15 protein-coding genes are annotated in these 20,441 nt (G+C 37.4%); 6 read left to right on the top strand and 9 right to left on the bottom strand.

Annotated elements, in window-relative coordinates; translation table 11 throughout:
* Window positions 1-135 precede the first annotated feature (135 nt).
* Window positions 136-1,299 (bottom strand): type IX secretion system outer membrane channel protein PorV, encoded by a 1,164-nt coding sequence (porV, locus tag AC3FI7_RS09805; RefSeq protein ID WP_142723238.1) that lies wholly within the window; start codon window positions 1,297-1,299, stop codon window positions 136-138.
* 59 nt (window positions 1,300-1,358) lie between these two features.
* Window positions 1,359-5,258, bottom strand: a complete 3,900-nt coding sequence (gene porU, locus AC3FI7_RS09800) for a type IX secretion system sortase PorU (RefSeq protein WP_142723239.1) — start codon at window positions 5,256-5,258, stop codon at window positions 1,359-1,361.
* A gap of 164 nt (window positions 5,259-5,422) precedes the next feature.
* On the opposite strand from porU, the gene gldJ reads away from it, so the two are divergent.
* Both gldJ and AC3FI7_RS09790 read left to right on the top strand, forming a co-directional pair.
* On the top strand, window positions 5,423-7,024 hold the full coding sequence (gene gldJ / locus AC3FI7_RS09795; protein ID WP_142723240.1) for a gliding motility lipoprotein GldJ: 1,602 nt from the start codon (window positions 5,423-5,425) through the stop codon (window positions 7,022-7,024).
* Window positions 7,025-7,178: 154 nt separating this feature from the next.
* Complete coding sequence (locus AC3FI7_RS09790; protein ID WP_491461949.1) at window positions 7,179-8,450, top strand: UDP-N-acetylmuramoyl-tripeptide--D-alanyl-D-alanine ligase; 1,272 nt, start codon at window positions 7,179-7,181, stop codon at window positions 8,448-8,450.
* 162 nt (window positions 8,451-8,612) lie between these two features.
* On the opposite strand, the gene AC3FI7_RS09785 is transcribed toward AC3FI7_RS09790, so the two are convergent.
* A complete protein-coding gene (locus AC3FI7_RS09785) occupies window positions 8,613-9,221 on the bottom strand; it encodes an NUDIX hydrolase (RefSeq protein WP_142723242.1) in 609 nt (202 codons plus the stop codon).
* A 35-nt stretch (window positions 9,222-9,256) separates the two neighbouring features.
* Here AC3FI7_RS09785 and AC3FI7_RS09780 point away from each other — a divergent pair, with 35 nt between their 5' ends.
* The gene (locus AC3FI7_RS09780; RefSeq protein WP_491461948.1) at window positions 9,257-9,646 is read left to right on the top strand and encodes an SRPBCC family protein; all 390 of its coding nucleotides are present in this window, start codon (window positions 9,257-9,259) and stop codon (window positions 9,644-9,646) included.
* A 122-nt stretch (window positions 9,647-9,768) separates the two neighbouring features.
* On the opposite strand, the gene AC3FI7_RS09775 is transcribed toward AC3FI7_RS09780, so the two are convergent.
* The 6 genes from AC3FI7_RS09775 to mdlD form a co-directional block, all read right to left on the bottom strand.
* Window positions 9,769-10,827, bottom strand: coding sequence for a hypothetical protein (locus AC3FI7_RS09775; RefSeq protein ID WP_491461947.1), 1,059 nt, complete (start codon window positions 10,825-10,827; stop codon window positions 9,769-9,771).
* A 72-nt stretch (window positions 10,828-10,899) separates the two neighbouring features.
* Complete coding sequence (locus AC3FI7_RS09770) at window positions 10,900-11,766, bottom strand: helix-turn-helix domain-containing protein (protein WP_491461946.1); 867 nt, start codon at window positions 11,764-11,766, stop codon at window positions 10,900-10,902.
* Between the two features lie 211 nt (window positions 11,767-11,977).
* On the bottom strand, window positions 11,978-13,021 hold the full coding sequence (locus AC3FI7_RS09765) for an anhydro-N-acetylmuramic acid kinase (protein WP_491461945.1): 1,044 nt from the start codon (window positions 13,019-13,021) through the stop codon (window positions 11,978-11,980).
* Window positions 13,022-13,032: 11 nt separating this feature from the next.
* Window positions 13,033-13,623 (bottom strand): LPS export ABC transporter periplasmic protein LptC, encoded by a 591-nt coding sequence (gene lptC, locus AC3FI7_RS09760; RefSeq protein WP_142723246.1) that lies wholly within the window; start codon window positions 13,621-13,623, stop codon window positions 13,033-13,035.
* A gap of 1 nt (window position 13,624) precedes the next feature.
* Complete coding sequence (gene bamG, locus AC3FI7_RS09755; RefSeq protein WP_142723247.1) at window positions 13,625-14,941, bottom strand: BamG family beta-barrel-assembly machinery protein; 1,317 nt, start codon at window positions 14,939-14,941, stop codon at window positions 13,625-13,627.
* A 196-nt stretch (window positions 14,942-15,137) separates the two neighbouring features.
* The gene (gene mdlD / locus AC3FI7_RS09750; RefSeq protein WP_491461944.1) at window positions 15,138-16,457 is read right to left on the bottom strand and encodes an NAD(P)-dependent benzaldehyde dehydrogenase MdlD; all 1,320 of its coding nucleotides are present in this window, start codon (window positions 16,455-16,457) and stop codon (window positions 15,138-15,140) included.
* A 418-nt stretch (window positions 16,458-16,875) separates the two neighbouring features.
* On the opposite strand from mdlD, the gene AC3FI7_RS09745 reads away from it, so the two are divergent.
* The 3 genes from AC3FI7_RS09745 to AC3FI7_RS09735 all read left to right on the top strand — a co-directional run bounded on the left by AC3FI7_RS09745 (window position 16,876) and on the right by AC3FI7_RS09735 (window position 20,434).
* Window positions 16,876-17,994, top strand: a complete 1,119-nt coding sequence (locus AC3FI7_RS09745) for a DNA polymerase III subunit (RefSeq protein ID WP_142723249.1) — start codon at window positions 16,876-16,878, stop codon at window positions 17,992-17,994.
* A 501-nt stretch (window positions 17,995-18,495) separates the two neighbouring features.
* On the top strand, window positions 18,496-19,134 hold the full coding sequence (locus tag AC3FI7_RS09740) for a TetR/AcrR family transcriptional regulator (protein WP_142723251.1): 639 nt from the start codon (window positions 18,496-18,498) through the stop codon (window positions 19,132-19,134).
* Entirely contained in the window at window positions 19,118-20,434 is a 1,317-nt protein-coding gene (locus AC3FI7_RS09735; protein ID WP_142723252.1) for a TolC family protein, read from the top strand. The genes AC3FI7_RS09740 and AC3FI7_RS09735 overlap by 17 nt, the downstream gene beginning before the upstream one ends.
* The last annotated feature ends 7 nt before the right edge of the window (window positions 20,435-20,441 follow it).

Genomic DNA, 20,441 nt, shown 5'->3' with positions numbered 1-20,441 from the left:
TTTTTGCTTTGCAAAGTGAATGGTGAATGATTGCAGTCTGTAAAAGAAATTGACAAGCGAAATGGATTGACGATTGACAATTAATAAAAAAGCCTCATTACAAAGTATGAGGCTTTTTTATTGCTGTTGTTTTTTTTAACGATCTACGTTGGATGTTTCGTCTCCAATGTTCCAGGTAAGACCGAAACGAAGTGTATTATCCAGTGCACTGTTGATTTTGGACATATTGATCAGATAGGAAAGATCCAATCCGAAAGAGCGGTATTTTAACCCGACACCTGCTGTAGCAAACTGTCTTGCTCCCTGCTCTTCACTTTCATGGAAGTAACCTCCTCTTACAGAAAATGCATTGTCATAAGAATATTCTAAAGCACCACTGTACATGATACTATTTTTATTTTTGAAAGATTTTCCGATACCAGCCATAGGTCCTACGTTCGGGATCTGGTAAATAGGCTGTCTTGTATTCGGGTCTATTCCTGCGTATTCTGATCCGGGAACCAAAAGTTTTGAACCTTCCACAGAAATTCCGATTCTGTTCATATCATCCAGGTACATGTCATATCCAACCCCTAATCTTGCCATGGTAGGAAGATAAGATCTTGATTCTTCATTTCCTGTATAATCCAGTTTAGGACCTAAATTCTGAATAGCTAAACCTGCATTTACTTTACCATCATATCCACCGATACTGGAGAATCTTGGAGAGTTATAATATGCTGAAACGTCTACCGCAAAACTGTTAGCCGCTTTAAGTGTAGTATCTGTGTTGAATCCTCCGGCTAAATCTGAACGGATGAATCTTCCGGTAACAGCTCCGGAGAATGAATCAGAAAGCTTCAAGGCATAGGCAACGTCAATTGAGAATTCGTTTGGTTTTGATGTACCCATTGAAGCAATTTCTGTACCCACCAACTGAGTCAGGTCTACCTGTCCCATATTGAAATAATAGATACTCGCGGAAATTGTAGATCTTTCTTCCTGCCCCAGAAACTTATGGAACGAAGCATATAATAAGAATACATCATTGGTAAGTTTTCCCATGTAAGGCGTATAGTTAAGACCTACGGAAGAACTTGACCTGCTGAAAGGGTATTTAGCCGCATTCCAGAATTGTGAAAATGCATCCGGAGAGGTTACCACCCCCTGATCTCCCATACCTCCTGATCTCGCATCAGGTGCGATTCTTAAGAAAGGAGCTCCGGTAAGAACTGGGTTTACTTTACCTAAATCTTGCGAATAGCCTAAAAAACCAGCACTCAAACCAAATCCTAAAAGCAGTTTAGTAGTTAAATTCATATGTTGTCTTTTATATATTATCAGTTTTTTATTAATATTATTGTCTATGTTTTATTTAATTATTTCAAAAGTACCATTTTTTCTACAGCTGTAGCACTTCCTTTGCATTTTTCTTGATTTTGACTTTTTGCAAATATCTTAAAAATATATGTACCTTTTGCTACTGTAGACCCAAAATCATCTCTTCCGTCCCATTCTATTGCCTGACGAGGGGTTCTAAAGCCCTGTAGGAAAGGTTCTGCAACCACCGGTTGTGATAAAGTTTTTACCAGTCTTCCGGTTATTGTATAAATCTGTACGTTCACATCCAGAATATCATCACAATTGTGTTCAAACTGAATATATGTTTTATTCGTAAATGGATTGGGCCAGTTCAGAGGACGGTTGATCGTCAGGTGCTGGTCAGATTCATCTTTAACTTCAAAATTTAACGTAGCAGTTGTCGAATTATTGTTTATATCCCAAACTTTAAATGTTAATTGATGTTGCCCCACTGCCAGATTTCTGAAAGGATAGGTTACATTCCCTTTTTGATAATCGGCTAGACTTGGGTTTAAACAACCATTTCCTTCTCCTGCAGAATAAAAATCATTCAAAACGACCGTATTGATGATCTGTCCGTCAAGATATACGGTAATGTCATGCCCTACTCCAGATCCTGTTGAGTTAATTCCTGTATCATCGGTAAGACAGGCAAGAAGCATTGGATTCTGATTCGTAATTCCGCCATCCGCAAAGTTGGTGTTATTCATGTACAGCTTTACTTTTGGGGGCTGATTATCATTGATTCCGTTTGGATTAATATCACCTACCTGTACGGCCTGGTTATTGAAAACATCAGTTGACTTATTATCTGCATAGGCAAGTATTCTTCCCTGGCCTACAGCATAATTAATATCTTTAGGTACATAAAATTCAGCAGTGAATACACCGTTTACAGCAGTTCCGGCAGCCTTTACAATAGCACTTCCTTCTTCTGTGTAATCAAGGACAGGAGATAAAAGTCCGTTGTTATTTAAGGTTTTCTTGTTCAGTCTTTTGTCGAAAATATTGATACTTACTTTTCCGTTGAAAGTATTATTTAATGTTCCGTTTGGATTATTGATGTGTCCTTTTATTTTAACGAAATCCAAACCTCTTATCAGCCCCGGAACCGGAGTTTCAATATTATCAATAATCAGGAGTCTTTGAGGTCTGCTCAGTTTCATGGCAGGATCACCCAGGAAGTTAACCTTTAGGTGATTATTATTTGGACCCTTTTGTTTTTTTGCAATTAAGTGTGCATTTCCTAAAGAGTTGAAATCATCATTGGTTAATTTAAAGATATTTTGGGTAAATGTATTGGTAAAATCACGTCCGTAATCCACTCCGATGGCACGGCTGGAGGTAATCATTGTTGAAGCCCCTCCCTGTTTCATTTTAATAAACTGCTCACCTACAGAATTGGTGGCCGGCTCATCCCATAATGTAAATTCACAGGTGATGGTAGATACAAACGGGAATCTGCTGTATACATTGGAAAAGTTATTGGCATTCTGAACCTCAGTACTTGTGAGTACTCTTTCCTGTGCCCAGCCGTTAATTCCTCCGTGTCCGAAATAAAATAAATATAAGCTGTTTCCTATCGCATTGGAGATAGCCTGGTTGACCTGTGGATATCTTCGTCCTCCGGATGTGCTCTGAGCAGGGAAGGCATCCATGTATAATTTTTTAACATTATATTCTTTCAGGTCAGTCTGGCCTGGCTGTTCAAATATACCGGCCAGAGAAGCATTCATTACATTGTGGAAAGGACTTCCTCCTTCATTATTATCATCCACTACGAAATCAAGCCTCATACGCCAGTCTCCAAACGGGCTCGATTGTCCCTGAAGGGAATTGTAATAAGCTAGTGTTTTATTGATCATATCTCCGGCTTCGCTTACATTGGCCGCAGGAATTCTCCCTACAGGAAGATCCGGAAGATTATTTTCAATTAATAATGTGTTCTGTGGCTTCGTCATTACAATGTAATCATCGGTTACAAATGATGATACGTAATCTGAAGACTGCTCACTTTGGTAGCTGGGAACAACGTTTGTATTATTTGGAACTCTGTTTTTATAATCGTAAGAAGCATCTCCCAGAATGAATACATACTGAAGCCTTCCGAGTGGCGTATTCAGCTTGCTTACGAAATCTCTTACAGCGGTAAGATCTTTGCTTCCGCTGCCGTATTCTTCATAGATCTTATTAATATCTACAATTTCTACTTTGTAATTGTGATTGGTCTGATGGTAATTGGCAATTCTTTGTGCCTGTCCCATCATTTCCGGTACAGTAAGAATCAGGTAATCTACATTTTGTATAGCCGAAAGATTCTGATTGGCAATTCTTCCTACAAACTGAGGACTGAAAGCAGCATCGGCACGAAAAGCAACAAATTCATTGTTGAAGTTCTGGTCAGCAGCAGTGTACGCAAAATTGAAAGAGCCGGCTCCGGCTTTATTCACCCTTCTGTTGGCATTGGTAATATCTGTTACATCCCACACCTGCTCTATATTAGCCGCATTGCTGATACTGAAACCATAATCTGTATTGCTTCCGCTTACAATAGAATAATCCCTGAAGTTCATCTGCGAGCCATTGAAAGCAAGGTTTTCTTTGTACTGAACTTCTACATAATCAAAATAAAAGGTCCCGTTGGGATTTTTGGAGATGTCAGGATTATACACCAGTGTAAACTGGTTTCCGGTCAGATTGGTCAGCGTTCCGGAATATATTATAGGGTAGAAGGTATACTGGTAACTCGAGGTGTCCGAAGGAACCGTTTGTATCGGTTGGGGATTTAAATTGTTGATTTTAAAATCAATGGTATTCTGTTGGGAATTATATGCTACGACCTGAGTTCTGTATCGTATCACATCATTAGCCTGTATAGGAGAATTGGTCGTGAGTGTTACTGTTTTTTCATTATTGAAAGGAGTGTCTTCTACCCATGTTCTGCCTACTTTTAACAGGTTTTTCTGATCTTTGTTGATCACCTGGTAATTGTCATATCTTGTGATCAGCTGAGCAGGAAGATTTCCGTCAACAGTGGGAACTCTTTTTCCGGCACCTTTGTCAAAGTTGATATAGTAATATGAGAAATCCTCATATATATTTTTAACATTATTGCTTGTATTGATTCGGGTTTCATGTCTTTTAAAACCGTTTCCGTTGGAAGTGTCATAAAGGTTATATCCATCCGGCCCCTGCGCATAGAAAAGGGCATAATCATTATCATTCCATACACCATCATCTTCACCCACCACCTGAATCGCATTTTCCTGTAGAGCTCCATATTTTACATCCTGATTATATTCAGGAAGCATGATTCCTCCGTTTCCATAAATTCTGAAATTCTTTGGGTTTACAGAAGCAGGATTGATCCCGTTATCTTTCAAAAACTGAGAGGTGATTTTGAATATACCGGATTTGTCTACCTTAATTTTATAAAAATTACCACTCGATAAAGGATTAACAGTAGTTCCTACTTTATTGACCGTTCCTGTAGTATTGACGAAAGAAGAAGCTTCTGAAACATTGAAGGAAGATAATCTCTGAACACGGCCCTTTACATTTTTAAAAAGGGCAACACTGATACTGGCATAGCTGTCTCCATCTAATGTATAATAAGAAACATCTGCCACATCATTCGCAGGAAGCCTGCCTTTATCCAGCTCAAATAAATCCTGGTTGGAAACGTTTTCCCAGACAAGGTCTGAGATTTTTAACTGCTTTTCTCCGATTTTTTGCTTGGTTACTATAAAAACATTATTTTGGCTGAAAGAAAAACCCTCATTTTTGAAATTGGGAAGATTTAATTTTGTGTCACCAAAATCCTGGATTTTAGAACCATTCCATTCTATGGTGTTTCTTTGGGCGTAAAGTGTTGATGCAAAAGCGATTAAAGATAAAAGCGTTATTTTTCGTTTCATGTTTACTATTGAAATTGCTAAATTACAAAATAAATGAAAATTTTAGAATTAAATTGTGATACAATAAAATTAATTTGTTATCGTTTTTCAAAAAAATCAAATCTTTATTTGATTTATTGAATAATTTATTTTTTCTTTGTACTTTGAAAATATTTATATCGACTATGAAAAAACTAAAGTTGTTTTCATTAATAGCATTAAGTTCTACACTTGCATTAACCAGCTGTGGCGGATCAGGAACCAGCAAAGGTGGCGGTACCAAAAAATTTGTCAGCAAAACAGGTTGGAAACCAAACGAAAAACAGGGTTGGTTTTTTGCAGGAAAGCAACAGAAGCAGAAGGGTTGGCCTGGGATGGTATATGTAGAAGGTGGAACTTTTACAATGGGATTAGTGAAAGATGATGTTATGCACGATTGGAATAACACACCTCGCAGAATGCAGGTAAGTTCATTCTTTATCGGAGAAACTGAGATTACTAACTACGAATACCGCGAATACCTTACATGGTTGAAGTATGTATTCCCACCAAGTGACCCTAGTTTTAAGGAGATCTATAACGGTGCTTTGCCGGATACCTTATTATGGGACAACAAATTATCTAGAAACGATTATAATGAAACGTATCTGCGTTCTCCGGAGTTTGATTACTATCCGGTGGTAGGTGTTTCCTGGACCCAGGCAAACAGATACTGCGAATGGCTGTCAGACAGAGCGAATGAAAAAGCTTTGATGCAGGCCGGTATTATTGCCAAAGATTTGTATATCAACGAATCCAACAACCAGGGAGGAACTGCATTCAATATGGATAAATTCAAATCCAATGATCCTGAAATGCAGGGATATATCAATGAAAAAAGAATGCAGCAGAAAACAGGTATGAAAACGACCAACCAGAGACTGCTTGCTGCCAACAGAGCTCCAAATGCTGCAATGGTACAGAAATTCAGACTTCCTACCGAAGTAGAATGGGAATATGCAGCTCTTGGGATGGCTAAAAACAGAGAATATAACCAATACCTGGGTAAAAAGCCTCAAATTGAAAGATTAAGAGGTACTAAAGGAAGAGACAGAGGAATGTTCCTTGAAAACTTCAAAATGGGTAAAGGTGACTATTCCGGTATCGCAGGATGGAAAAACGACGGATCAGCACAAACTTCTGACGTAAGACAGTATCCATCTAACGATTTAGGAATCTATGGTATGTATGGAAACGTTTCAGAATGGACTGCTGACGTTTACAGACCAATCATTGATGAAGATTATAACGATTTCAACTACTATAGAGGTAATATGCCTCAGGCTATCGTAAGAAACGGAGACGGAACTTACAAAATGATCGATGAAGGCTCAATCAAATATGATACTTTGGCTGACGGAAGATTAGTTTACAAAGGGCTTCCGGGACAGTTTGAAAGACAAACGATTGCAGACTACAGAAACTACAGAGATGGTGACAGACAGTCTTCGTTAGAATATTACAGAGCTTCAGATTCTACTGCAGGATTCGATATGTATAACTCTCCTAAATCAAGATTCGTTGTAGACGGAAACGGTAGAGTAAAACTGCAGAAAGATACCAGAGACAGAACTTCTGAAATCTCTAACGAGGTTAGAGTAGTAAAAGGTGGTTCTTGGCAGGATACAGCATATTGGCTGGATCCGGGACAAAGAAGATATAAAAACCAAAACAAAGCTTATGGCTGGGTAGGTTTCCGTGTTGCACAGGATGCCAGAACCAGCGATAAGAGTAGAACTAGAAGATAATATTTATCAAAAAAATACTTATAAAAAACCTTCCGGATTTTCGGAAGGTTTTTTTATTTTTGAATGATGAAATCGCTTTGACTGAAAAGCCTGAAATACTCGTACAGATTTGGCGATTGCATATGACTTCTTTAAAAAAAATATATATTTCCACATGAATATAGAACAGTTTTATCCTTTATTTCTGCAGGCTGCAAAAGTGACCATTGACAGCAGAAAAATAGCAGAGAATGATATTTTCTTTGCCTTTTCCGGCGAAAATTTTAATGCGGCTACTCAGGCTGAAAAAGCGATTGATGATGGAGCCCTGGCGGTGATTGTTGAGCTTCCGGAATTTGAAAACAGAGATAAAAATATCTTCTATGTTCCATCAACGCTTGAGTTCCTGCAGCAGCTGGCGGTCTATCACAGAAGTAAGCTTAGCATTCCCTTTATAGGTCTTACAGGAAGTAACGGAAAAACAACGACAAAAGAATTGATTCATGCTGTTCTTTCAGAAAAGTTTAATGTTCAGTATACATCCGGAAACCTTAATAATCATATCGGAGTCCCTTTAACGATCCTTTCCATTAAACCCGAACATGAGATGGCTGTGATTGAAATGGGAGCCAATCATCAGAAAGAAATTGAATTTCTGTGTACCATTTCCCAACCGGATTTCGGATATATTACCAATTTCGGGAAAGCTCATCTGGAAGGGTTCGGAGGCTTTGAAGGAGTAATAAAAGGAAAATCTGAGCTGTATGATTATCTTAAAAGCAATAACAGAACAATAGTTGTTAATGAAAATGATCCTATCCAGGCTGAGAAAACTGAAAATTATTCCCCTAAAATTACTTTTGGAAAAGATACTTCCGATTATAATTTTGAGTCTTTTTCAGAAGAACATTTTGTAGGGTTGAGTTATCAGGGCGTAAGAGCCGTTTCAAAACTGACAGGAGAATATAATTTTACCAACCTTTGTGCAGCAGCAAGCTTAGGGCTTCATTTCGGAATCAGCTTTGAAAACATAAAGCATGCGCTGGAGCTGTATACGCCTACCAACATGAGATCTCAGGTAGTGAAAAAAGAGGGCAGAACTCTTGTACTGGATACCTACAATGCGAACCCAAGTTCCATGGCTGCGTCTTTAAATAATTTTATCAGTTTTGAAGGCAGTAAGACCATTATTATTGGAGATATGCTTGAACTTGGAGACGAGAGTGAAAAAGAACATCAGAATGTCTTAAAACTGGCCCATGATCTTAATTTCAATGAAATTATCACTGTAGGGAAACATTTTAAAGCCGTTAATTTTTCAGATCCTGCTTTTGATAGTACTACAGAATTAATAGAATATTTAAAGCAGAATAAAATTCAGTCCGAAAACATACTGTTGAAAGGATCCAGAGGAATTGCGCTGGAAAAATCGATCGACTTTATTTAGAGTAAGGAAGCTGGAGGCTGGGAGAGGGAAGGTAAACAACGAGTATTCTCTTTTCTATACCATTTTATAAATTTTCATTGTTAAAATAAAATGATCACCAGAAAACGAGCGGTGCTGGATCGTAACTTCCAGCTTCATTCTTCCAACTTCCGGCCTTATGACTTATTTATTCAAATCCCAGAATTCTTTTACGATCAGTTGGATGTTTTTGAAAGTACTTGGGAAAACTTCATTCTCAATTTCTGATGTTGTCTTCCATGCCACTTCGGTAATGCCTTCTTCTATCTGTGGTTTGGAAGTATCTTCTCCGTCAAAATTCATTTCAAACCAGTGGGTGCATTTTAAAATTTTCTCTCCATTTCTTTCTATATAGATATGGTAGGTGGTATTGATGAATTTTACAAGCTCAACATCACTCAGGCCCGTTTCTTCCTCTATTTCCCGTACGGCAGACTCTTCTCTGGATTCTCCTTTTTCCATCTTCCCCTTCGGAAGGTCCCATTTTCCCAGCCTTCTGATGAAAAGAATCTTACCTTCGGGATCATTAACGAGACCTCCTGCAGCCTCAATAATCCTAAAAAGCTTTTGGAATTCCTGCCAGATTTCATCCAAATTCTCTCCATATACATTAAGTTCCTGCACAGAAGTATTCTCCAGAAGATCCAATGCGATCTCTAAAGTGGTATAATTTTCATACCCAAGCTTTTTTTCAAGTTCTTCAGGATGCTTAGATAGTAATAATTTTTTTTCGTTGACAAAAACTTTATACATTTGTAAGAGTTAAGAATTTAATACAAAAATAAAAAATGAATTTAGAAGGACGAAAGATTATTGTCAATAAATCATCTAAAGAACTTACCGAATTGCTGAATTCCCCTGAAAATTATAAAGATTTTATGCCGGATGGTCTTCAGAAATTTGAAACAAGAGATAACGGATTTAAATTCGGATTACAGGGAATGCCGGAGATCGCATTAAAAATAGATGAAGTGGATGATCACAAAGCTGTTTTAAGATCTGCTAGTTCAAGCCTGGATTTTTCATTAACCGCTACTTTAAATCCGATCAGCGAAAATCAGACTGAGGTTCAGATGCTATTTGAAGGGAAATTCAATCCATTTATCAAGATGATGGTAGAAAAACCATTACAGAATTTTATCAATACGCTTACCGATAAAATCGAAGCTTACAAATAATAAAAAAACCTTCTGCAATGAAGGTTTTTTTGTTTTTACGGTTCTTTTGAAAGTGAAATCTGTTTATACTGTTTGTATTCTCAGTATTTTTTTCAATAATCCCCATCAACTCTGCTCTTTTTTTATAGGTTTTCTTTAAAAAGACCGGCCTTTAAATCAGATCCTATGGAGCCTTCTGCCAGCTGGAGGTAATTACGTTTACTCTGATCTTTTTCAATGGTTACTGTTCCGGCAGTCTGTACGTTTTTCATTTCCAGAAAATCTGTTGAAGTGGCATCACTGTCACTTAAGGGACCACTTCCATAACCTGCCAGTTTATTATAACTGACAAAGATACAGTCAGAAGCTTTGTACTGGCGCTTACTCCCTTTTTCTCTGATCCATATCGTGCTTGTGTCAGCTATGATATTATGATGAAAGTCGAATTCATCTCCGTTGGTTCCCTGTGTCGTCCATACTCCGCAGAAATAACCGCCATATACCAATGAATGGTGCATCGCACTGCGGCTACCTGTCTTTCCATCATTTTTCCAGAAAACAACCGGAATCTTACAGTTGAAAAATACACAATGATCGATAACCAGACCATATCCATTGGCTATAACTCCTACGTGTAAGGGTAATACATCTGCATTTCCTGCAAACAGACATTGGGCTATAAGCAGATCATCCAGGTTTTTTCCCTCACGCCATACAGGATACGAACGGCGTAGATTAGTACCATCGATATATGAATAGTCAGGACTGCCCGTAAACCTGAGCCCTTCAATGGTAACATGGCTTACCTCGGGTTGTATCCCTTTGGCTTCTTTTCCGCCAACACCGGGTTCAAGGGGTACTGCTGTTACTATAACAGGCATCTTTTGAGGAGTCCAGCCAGTATCATCAGGCATCACTTCTGCGCGGATAACCAGACGGTTTTGAGAGGTATATTTATCATTGGTAAATATAACCGTCTGGGTTAGGAGATGAATACCTTCTGAGAGGATGATCACTGTTCCTGTCTGTTCTTTGTTCAGGTTGACACGCCTTGCGGCTTCTAAAAGAGTTTTTAACGGCTGGGTTTTTATTCCGGAGTTGGTATCATTGCCGGTCTGAGGATTCACGTATAGCTGTTCTGCTCTTACCGAGAATAGGTTCAGAAAGAAGAATAAAAGACCAAGTGTTACAGATTTTATCATATTTCTTTTTTCTGTAAAAGTAGAAACATTCCTATTCTGCAAAAAGGTCATTTTATCTTTATAATGATCATTTTACATTTTCTTTCGATACTGTTGAGGGGTGGTATTGGTAAGTTTTTTGAAGAAGCGGTTAAAATTGGATGGATCTGAAAACCCCAGCTCATAAGAGATTTCCTTTGCCGATTTATTTTTATAAAGCTGTTTCTTTATTTCTGAAATCAGCTTGTGATGAATCATTTGCTGTGCAGACAGCCCACTAAACTGCCTGCATATTTTATTAAGAAATCCCGGGCTGATATTAAGCATTTTGGTATAGGCTTCCACTTTCTGGTCCTGCATAAATCTTTTTTCCAGTAAAGACCGGAATCTGTAAAAATCAGCATGAACATAAGTATCCCTCTGAACATTATACACCCCTGCATAATATCGGTTGAGAATGATAAGCAGCTGATACAAAAGTGACCTGATCAAATGGTTACTGTCATTTTGAAGCTGCCCGAACTCACGCTCTATTTCAGATAACAGTGTCAGGCACTTTTCAAAAGCTGCCTCCGATACCTTTATTTCGTTGGGATGGGAATACTGATGAAAGTATTGAAACCGGTAAAGAAACAACTCATCTGAAAAGAAAAGATGAAGAAAATCTTTTTCAAAAAATAATGTATATCCCTTTACCATTTCTTCTATTTCCCAACGACGGACTTGTCCGGGACTGGTGAAAATAATAGTTTGCGGAGTGATTGCCATTGTATTTTCATCTAAAATAAAAGTCCCGGATCCTTCTTCGATAAAAATGATTTCATAAAAGCTAAGCTGATGCAGGGCATTATCTAAGACATAATTTTTCAGAGTTTCAATGCGCCCGATATCCAACAGCAGTTCCGAACCGTATTTATACGGGAGAAAATGATAGGTCTTGATTTTTGTGATCGGTGCCATTTCTCTTTACAATTTCTTACTGTTCAAAAGATTTTGATAAAAATACAAATTTTTGTCTGTTGGCAGTATTGATAGTACAGAATAAGCTGTTTACGTGTTGTGAACTATGAACCGGATCAAAAGGAATAATATTTTGTGAGATAGAAGCCGTATCCGGAGGTTGTTATAATTTCCATCAACATGTCTGGTATATTCATGAAAGTAATTGGCCTTACACCATTACTCCGGAGCAGTGATCAGCATAGCTTCCGGTAGCAGAAGAAAGCACATTAACCTCGTTATTCATTTTCAGAACCCCCATAAAGGCGAAGATCAGGGCTTCTTTATAATCGATAATGTCTTTTGCAGGAATGATTACTTTAGCTTTTGTTTTTGTCCTTATTTTTTCAATCAGGAATGTGTTATAGGCACCTCCTCCCGTAATCAGAATATCTTTTATATGATTGGTATTGATCACATTGGTGATTTGCTGGGCAGCGTGTTCTGTAAAGGTAGCAAGTGCATCCGGCGTCTCAGTATTGTGAAAAGCCGGAAATACATGTTCATTGCACCATTCTATTCCCAATGATTTCGGATGGGAAAGGTGATAGAAATCTAAAGCATTAAGCCTGTTCAGCAAAGTCTGATCAATTTTCCCTTTTCTTGCCAGTTCACCGTGTTCGTCAAAGTTTTTGTTGAGTTTCTGAGCCAGATGATTGAGTACAATATTAACCGGAGCAATATCGAAGGCGATTCTCTTTCCGCCTGACTGTAAAGAAATATTAGAAAATCCACCCAGATTGAGACACGCGCTGTATCCGGAAAAAAGCAGCTCATCACCTATAGGAACTAAAGGAGCTCCGTTGCCTTTCATCAGAACATCCTGGCTTCTGAAATCATATACTACCGGTAGGCCGGTCTCCAGTTTGATAGCTCTGCCATCACCGATCTGGAGTGTAAATCTTCTCTGTGGCTGATGGAATATTGTGTGACCATGAGAAGCAATAAGGCTGATATTTTCAAGCTGATATCGATTGATAAAATCCTTTACCCGTTGTCCCAGGTAAAATCCATAATCTGAATGCAGTTCTAGTAAATCTTCAGCAGAAAGGTGAATGGAATTTCGGAGCTTGTTTTCCCACTCTTCAGGGTAGGGAAGGGTCTCAGCTTTCAGGATCTGAAAGGCCCAGGTGTCTTGTTTTTCAAATTCAGCAAAACAGAGATCCAAGCCGTCAAGACTTGTTCCGGACATTAACCCAATTGCCAGAGCTTTCATCGTTTTTGGATTTATTTTTTACTTTCAGAGATTCTTTTTGAGCTGAAATCTCCTGAGTTGTTATAGAATGTATATTCGGAAAAATCATCTTTTGCAGTCATCCCATTGGCGCCTACCAGCGTAGAACCGTCTTCCATAGTGACATAAACGGTATCTTTGGTGTAGATCCTGTTCCTTTTCTGATCCCAGTAAATGCTCTGCATAGCAAATCTTTGCCCTTCATTGGTTTTTATTCTGACATCCCCTTTGGCTTCATAGAATTTTTTATACTCGAAAATACGGGCGTATTTAGCGGTAATTCTTCCCGGCACTTTAGGTTTCTTTTTGTCAAAAAATTCGATATCAATTCCTTTTCTGGCCACTACGTACGGGCTGTCTATCAGTTCGTATTTTTCAATGATAGGGGCTTTGGCTTTTAATGTAACAAAACCTGAATCACGCTGTATAATATCAGCGTTGTTGATGATCTGTGACGGGAAATTTTTACTTTGGCTGCCATTGGCTTTGGTTAAATCTTCCTCACAGGATGTCAATATAAAAAATATAGCACAACTAAAAAGGCATGCTATATTTTTATATGATATTTTTTTTGAAAAATTCATTCTAGTTATAAAGAGTCTTTCTGAACCATTTATCAGCAAAGTTAAAGCCGATTCTAAGGTTGATGAAATTCTGGTTGATCAGGTTATCTTTAAGTGTTCCTCTTTTACCTACTTCTAATCCTATTTCAAGACCACTCATCCTGGTGATACTGCTGTTTTTGAATGGAAGCATAACTCCCGCAGAAATACCGAATTTATTGATGCTGTTTCCATCCAGCTTAAGGTTTCCTCTCTCGTAGAAGGCTCCATATCGGTAGATTACTCTTGAGAAATAACTTCTGAAGTTGTTATAGTTAGGAAGATACCATCCACCGGCAGAAATTCTGTAGGTATCCTGGAAGTCAAAAGTTTTACCAAAATAAGCAATATCTTCTCCTTTTTTATAATCCACCTGTCCGGATACAAACCAATGGTTTTCACTTCCGTAACCAACTCCTAATGATGCCTGCAATGGAAGAAGGTTTTTGGATTTTGTATCCTGTTGGTCTATAATGGTTTCAGAACCTGTAACTTTGGTCGTTTCCTGAGCATCAGCATATCGGTAAGTACTGTTGATGTACTCGGTAGTCATATTACTTGTATTACCAAATGTAGCCGTTGCTCCGATCGTTAATTTCTTATCAGTACGGGGATTTAAAGTCTGGTAGCTTGTACCCAGCGTAAAGTTAAAGTTTCGGACTCTGTTTTTAGTCTGATAGCCATTAACATATTCGCCTACATAGGTCCCCAGATTACTGTTATAGGCACGGAACTCGTTCAGATCACTAAGGTCCCCGAAATAAAGATTTGCTCTTGCTCCCACAGATAGCTCCTGGTTGATCTTATAAGAAACAGCAACCTGTGCAGTATTGATGGTTCCGCTTCCTTTAAAACTATTTTTATAAAGAGGAGTTACTCCGTCTGCTGCCATTTGTTCATTGACAATATCGTAGCTTTTAGAGCTGTATGGCTGATATGAGATCCCCATTTTTACTTTTGAAGATAACGGAAAAGCCAATGAGATATTGGAAAGATACGTAGAATGCTTTGTAGATTTCATATCGTTATAGTTCGATTTGAAATAATTGTTTTCGTTGGTAGCTTCCAGTCTGATACTTGTAAGTTCAAAATTGGCATTATTTGCCGGATTGGCAAAATTGAAACTACTGGTAAAATCACTTATAAAAGCAGTAGATATACCTCCCATAGAAGTAGTTTCGATCGTATTATCATATTTCACATCTCCAATTCCATAAGTTGCATAAGGAGAGTTGCTTAGACTCTGTGCGTTCAGAAAATATCCAACTGATATGAATGATACTACAAAGATTTTTTTCATTCTTTATTTTTAAAACAATGCGCAAATATCTTAAATATTAATGAATTGTAAAAATTATATGTGGTTAAAGTTTGTTAAGGGCCTTCCTTCAAAAGAAAAATGCAAATTTTCTGCAATAAAAATATTAATTCTGTTTTTACAAAAAAGACTGTTCTATGATGAACAGTCGTGGTTTACAGGAAAAACATTCCTGTTATTATTTTACCTGAAGAACAGAGCGGCTGTGGCTGAAACATTCAAAACTGTACTTCCCATGGTATTTGCCCATTCCGGAAGTTCCTATTCCTCCAAAAGGCAAATAATGAGAGCCTACATGAATAATGGCACTGTTGATCTCAGCATCTCCGCTTGTAGTATGGCTTAAAACATAATCAGCAAATTTCTGATCTTCTGTGAAAACATATAATGCCAAAGGCTTAGGGCGGATATTGATTTCTTCCAGTGCTTCCTCAATATCATCATACGTCATAACAGGAAGAATAGGCCCGAAAATCTCTTGCTGCATAACCTGATCATCCCAGGTTATATTATCCATTAAAGTTGCTTCAAAGTGGCGGGTCTCAAGATCATAATGTCCTCCGTAGATTACTTTTTCAGAAGTCGCATCCAGATAGCCTGCGAGATGTTTGATCTGGTTCTGGCTTACAATTTTACCTATTTTTCCCAAAGAATTACCTTCATATATTGTATTTAAATGAACTTTAAATTTCTCAATAAATGCCTCTTTTATAGATTCATGAATATAAATATAGTCAGGAGCAACACAGGTTTGCCCACAGTTGATCCATTTTCCGTAAGAAATTCTTGTCACAGCTTTATCCAGATCTGCATCTTTATGGATAATCGTAGGCGATTTCCCTCCAAGTTCCAGTGTTACTGGAATTAACTGTTCTGCAGCTGCTTTCATCACTATTTTCCCGACATTAGGGCTTCCCGTAAAAAATATATAATCAAAAGGAAGACTTAATAATAATGTATTTTCTTCAATAGCCCCCTGAATAACTGATACATAGGATTCATCAAAAGATTTTTTGACAATATCTTCAAGAACCTGTGCAACATGTGGTGTGTTTTCAGAAGGTTTTATGATGGCGGTATTTCCGGAAATCAAGGCTCCGATGAGCGGACTGAAGGTCAATTGGACAGGATAGTTGAAAGGACCGATAATATAGGTCACTCCATAAGGCTGATAAGTAACCTTGCTTTCAACCTCAGCTCCGGACGGATGCGATTTTGAAGGAACAGGTGTAGGTTTTGCCCATTCATCAATATTTTCCAATAAATAATCCAGTTCGCTGATGACAATTTGAATTTCCACATATTCCGCTTCTTTTCTGCTTTTGCCCAGATCTATGTCTAAAGCTTCACAGAGTGCATCAGTATGCTGCAAAAAAACTTCCCGGAATTTTTTTAATTTTGCTTTTCTGAATTCAATGTCTTTCGTCTGGTTGTTTTTGAAAAAGGTTTTCTGTTGCTGAAATATACCTTTAATTTTTTGTTCCAGGTTTGCATCCATGAGTATAAAATTTTAATATTTGAATAAGGTGTGAAATAGTAATGAATTTACGAATAATTTTACTTTGTAAAGGCAGTATTTGATATTAAAGTTGTTTAAACCTTACCCAACCACAAAAGTCACAAAAGGTTTGATTTTAAAACACTTGATTTTACTTAAGAAGTTAAGATGATCCCGCAGAAAAGTTTACATAAGATGAAAATCAAAGATTTTCACAAAACTTACGTGTACTTATTACGCATAGGGTCTGGTCCTGAAAAACTTAAGTGGTTAAAACTTTTATGCTTAAAATAATGAATATAAAAGTTAAACAACCTCTATATAATTTTAAACAACTTCAAAATACATCACCTATATTTTTATGCATTTTAACCAGACTTAATTTATGAATTGAATTAAGATTTTTTATCTTTGAAACATGAATTGGGAGAACATCGCCGGACAGACGAATCTTAAAAAACTTCTTAGAGAAAGCATTGCTGAAAACAGAGTGAGCCATGCCCAACTTTTTGTAGGAAAAGAAGGGTACGGAACACTGCCGATTGTATTGGCTTACGCCCGTGAGATCTTACGCCTGGAAAATGAACATGCTGCAGCGAAAGTAGAGCACCTCAATCACCTGGATCTGCATTTCAGCTTTCCGGTTTTTACAGATAATAAAAACTCTTTAAGCAAGAATAAATTTGATGAGTTCAGAGAAATGATTCTTGAGTCTCCCTATGCAAGCTATGATGACTGGACCGCTTTTTTGGAGTCAGAAAATAAGCAGTTATTTATTTCTGCAGATGAAATTGATGACCAGAATCAGAAATTTTCTTTGAAAAGTTTTGAAGGAGGCACTAAGATCCTGATTGTCTGGAGAGCAGATAAAATGAACGTTGCCGCTTCAAATAAGTTTTTAAAATTCTTAGAAGAGCCGCCCGCAAAGACCATCATTCTTCTTACGGCTGAAAATACCAATGATATTCTTCCTACCATACTTTCCAGAACTCAGATTGTAGAGATTCCGAGAATTGAGGACGAGGATATTGAAAGCCATCTTAAAACAAACTTTTCTGTTTCTGAAGAGAAATTGAGGGAAATTGTTCACGAGGCCCAGGGAGATCTTAACACTGCCGTAAAACTTCTGAATTCCGGTGATAAGACCAATGAATTTGAAAAACTATTTGTACAATGGGTAAGAGATGCATTTATGGTGAAAAAGAAACCCGAATACCTCAGAAGTATTATTTTCTGGGCTAGAGAGATTGCAGGGTGGAACCGTGAAAAGCAAAAAAACTTTCTGAACTATTGTGCTGAAATTTTCAGGCTGGCATTGCTTCAGAATTACCAGTCCGAAAATCTGGTCTATAAGAAAATCAATGCGGATGGTTTCAATTGGGCAGGATTTTCAAAATTTATCAGTGGAGCTAATATTGAAAGTATTTTAGAAGAAATCAATGCTGCTGATCTGCATCTGACAAGAAACGGAAATCCTAAAATTGTATGGACCGATCTGGGAATAAAGTTATCAAGATATATTCATAAAAGTATATAAGCTGAAACTCCGGCCATGGCCGGAGTTTCAGCTTATATAAATTCAGCCTAGGCTTTTTTCACTTTTACTGTTTTTTTATCCTTGGTTTTAGGAGTGTTTTCTGCTGTTTTTGTTTTCATATCACAATCTTTATGGTGAGTATCAGCACACGCTTTTTTGTCCTTTACGGTGCATTCCTTTTTGTCCTTTCCTGCACAGCATCCCCCTTCTTTAGGCTTTTCCTGACTATAGCCTAATGTAAATAAACCTACTGCCAGAACTGAAATTATTTTTTCATGATTAAAAATTTAAAAGTGGATAAATGTAATACTTTTTCGGATCATTTAGGAATTTTAAATCAATAGGAAGATTTTTGATGTTTTTGTTGGTAATAATAGGATTTGATAAGTGAATATCGCATTATAGAAATCGTCTTTTGTTTATAATACATTAAATCTATATTAAAAAATCAATCAATCGTTTGATTTGAATGAAAACTTATGTAAATTTGCAGCCTGAAAAATGAATACTAACATGATTTCAAAAGAAGAGAATATATTATTCGCTGCCGAAGAGCTCTTTGCGGAAAAAGGTTTCGAAGGAACCTCTACCCGGGAAATTGCAAAGGCCGCTCATGTAAATATCTCTATGATCTCATATTATTTTGGCTCTAAGGAAAAACTTTATGAGAAATTAGTAGAATACAGAATGAATGAAGGTCAGTTTTTTTCAAAAGATCTTTTGGGAAGAACTGATATCAACGAATGGCAGAAAATTGAAAAAGTAATCGATCAGTTTTCTAATAAGATCCGGACTCAAAAATGCTTTTACAGGATTATGCAGAGAGAGCAGCTGCACACCAAGAATCCTCAGATTGTTGAATTTTTGAAACAGACTAAAATGGGATTTCTTTCCATGTATTCACAAATATTGGAAAGTGGTCTTAAAAATGGAATTTTTACCAAAAAACCACCTATTTATCTTCTCCATTCTACGGTAAGCGGAACTTTATTTTATGCATTCAATGCGAAAGAAATGTATAAAGAGTTCCTGAACGAAACAGAAGATGAAGAAACTTTTGATGAAAAATACTATACAGAACTTAATAAACATATTAAATATTTACTAAAAGACCTTTTAGGTTATGAAGAGAATAAATAACTCAGTGATTGCATTATCACTATTCGTAGGAATAGCAAATGCAAATGCCCAGGAGAAAAAAACACTTTCTCTTGATGAAGCCGTACAACTGGGAATCCAGAACAGCAAGAATCTCAAGATCGATGCAGCCAAGATCGAAGAGGCTACAGCTGATCTTTTGGAAGCTAAAAACAGGCAGTTACCGGAGCTGAAAGTATCAGGCAGCTATATGTACCTTCCGATAAAACCGAATATTGATATCAAGCTTCCCGGTGTTTCAGGAGGAGCAGGAGGTCCGGAAGTACATCAGGTACTTTATGGTTCTGCGAATTTGAGCGTTCCGATCTACAGCGGAGGAAGAATAAAATATGGCATTCAGTCGGCAAAATACCTGGTAGAAGCTTCCAAACTAAGCACTGAGAATGACAAAATTGCCATTGCTTATAACGTTGCTCAGGCTTACAATAATTTATTTAAAGCCAACCAGTCAATCAAAGTTTTTGAAGAAAACCTTGCCGCTTCTCAGAAAAGAGATGAAACTTTCCTTAAAATGGAAAATAACGGTTTGATTGCGAGAAATGACAGATTAAAAGCAAACCTTCAGACTTCGAATATTGAACTGCAATTGCTGGAAGCCAGAAATAATTACAATATTGCCAATATCAACATGGACCTGTTATTAGGGCTTCCTGAAACAACAGAACTTGAAGTGGATGAAAATTATATTGAAGAGGGGGCGGATGTAAAGCCTGTTGATTTTTATGTAAATGAAGCCAGGGAAAACCGTAAAGACCTGCAGGCTTTGGTACAGCAGAGAAAAGCTGCAGAATTGGGAACTAAGGCTGCAAAAGCTGAAAATCTTCCTTCCATTGCATTTACAGGTGGATATGTAGCAGCAGATATTCCTAAATTTCTAACCCTGTATAATGCAGTTAACGTAGGAATCGGGGTTTCTTATAATCTGTCTAATCTTTGGAAAGAAAATTCTTCATTGAGACAGTCAAAAGCAAGAGAAAAGCAATTGGCAGCTACCGATGAATTATTAAATGACAACATTAAGCTGGATGTCAACAGGGAATACCAGAATACAGACTACTCTAAAAAGAGAATTGCTGTTTTCGAAAAATCTGCTGAACAGGCCAATGAAAATTACAGAATTACAAAAAATAAATACGACAACGGTCTTGCTACCATGACTGAATTATTGGATGCAGACGCCGCTCAGATTGCTGCCAACGTAGGCGTGATCAATGCTAAGGCAGATGCTGCACTGGCATATAGAAAATTATTACAGACAACAGGAACTTTAACAATTAAATAATCAGATC

Source organism: Chryseobacterium sp. TQ-BC-N36, assembly GCF_058382295.1.
The sequence above is the reverse complement of the archived record's forward strand: the minus strand, read 5'-3'. Positions and strand labels throughout refer to the sequence as shown.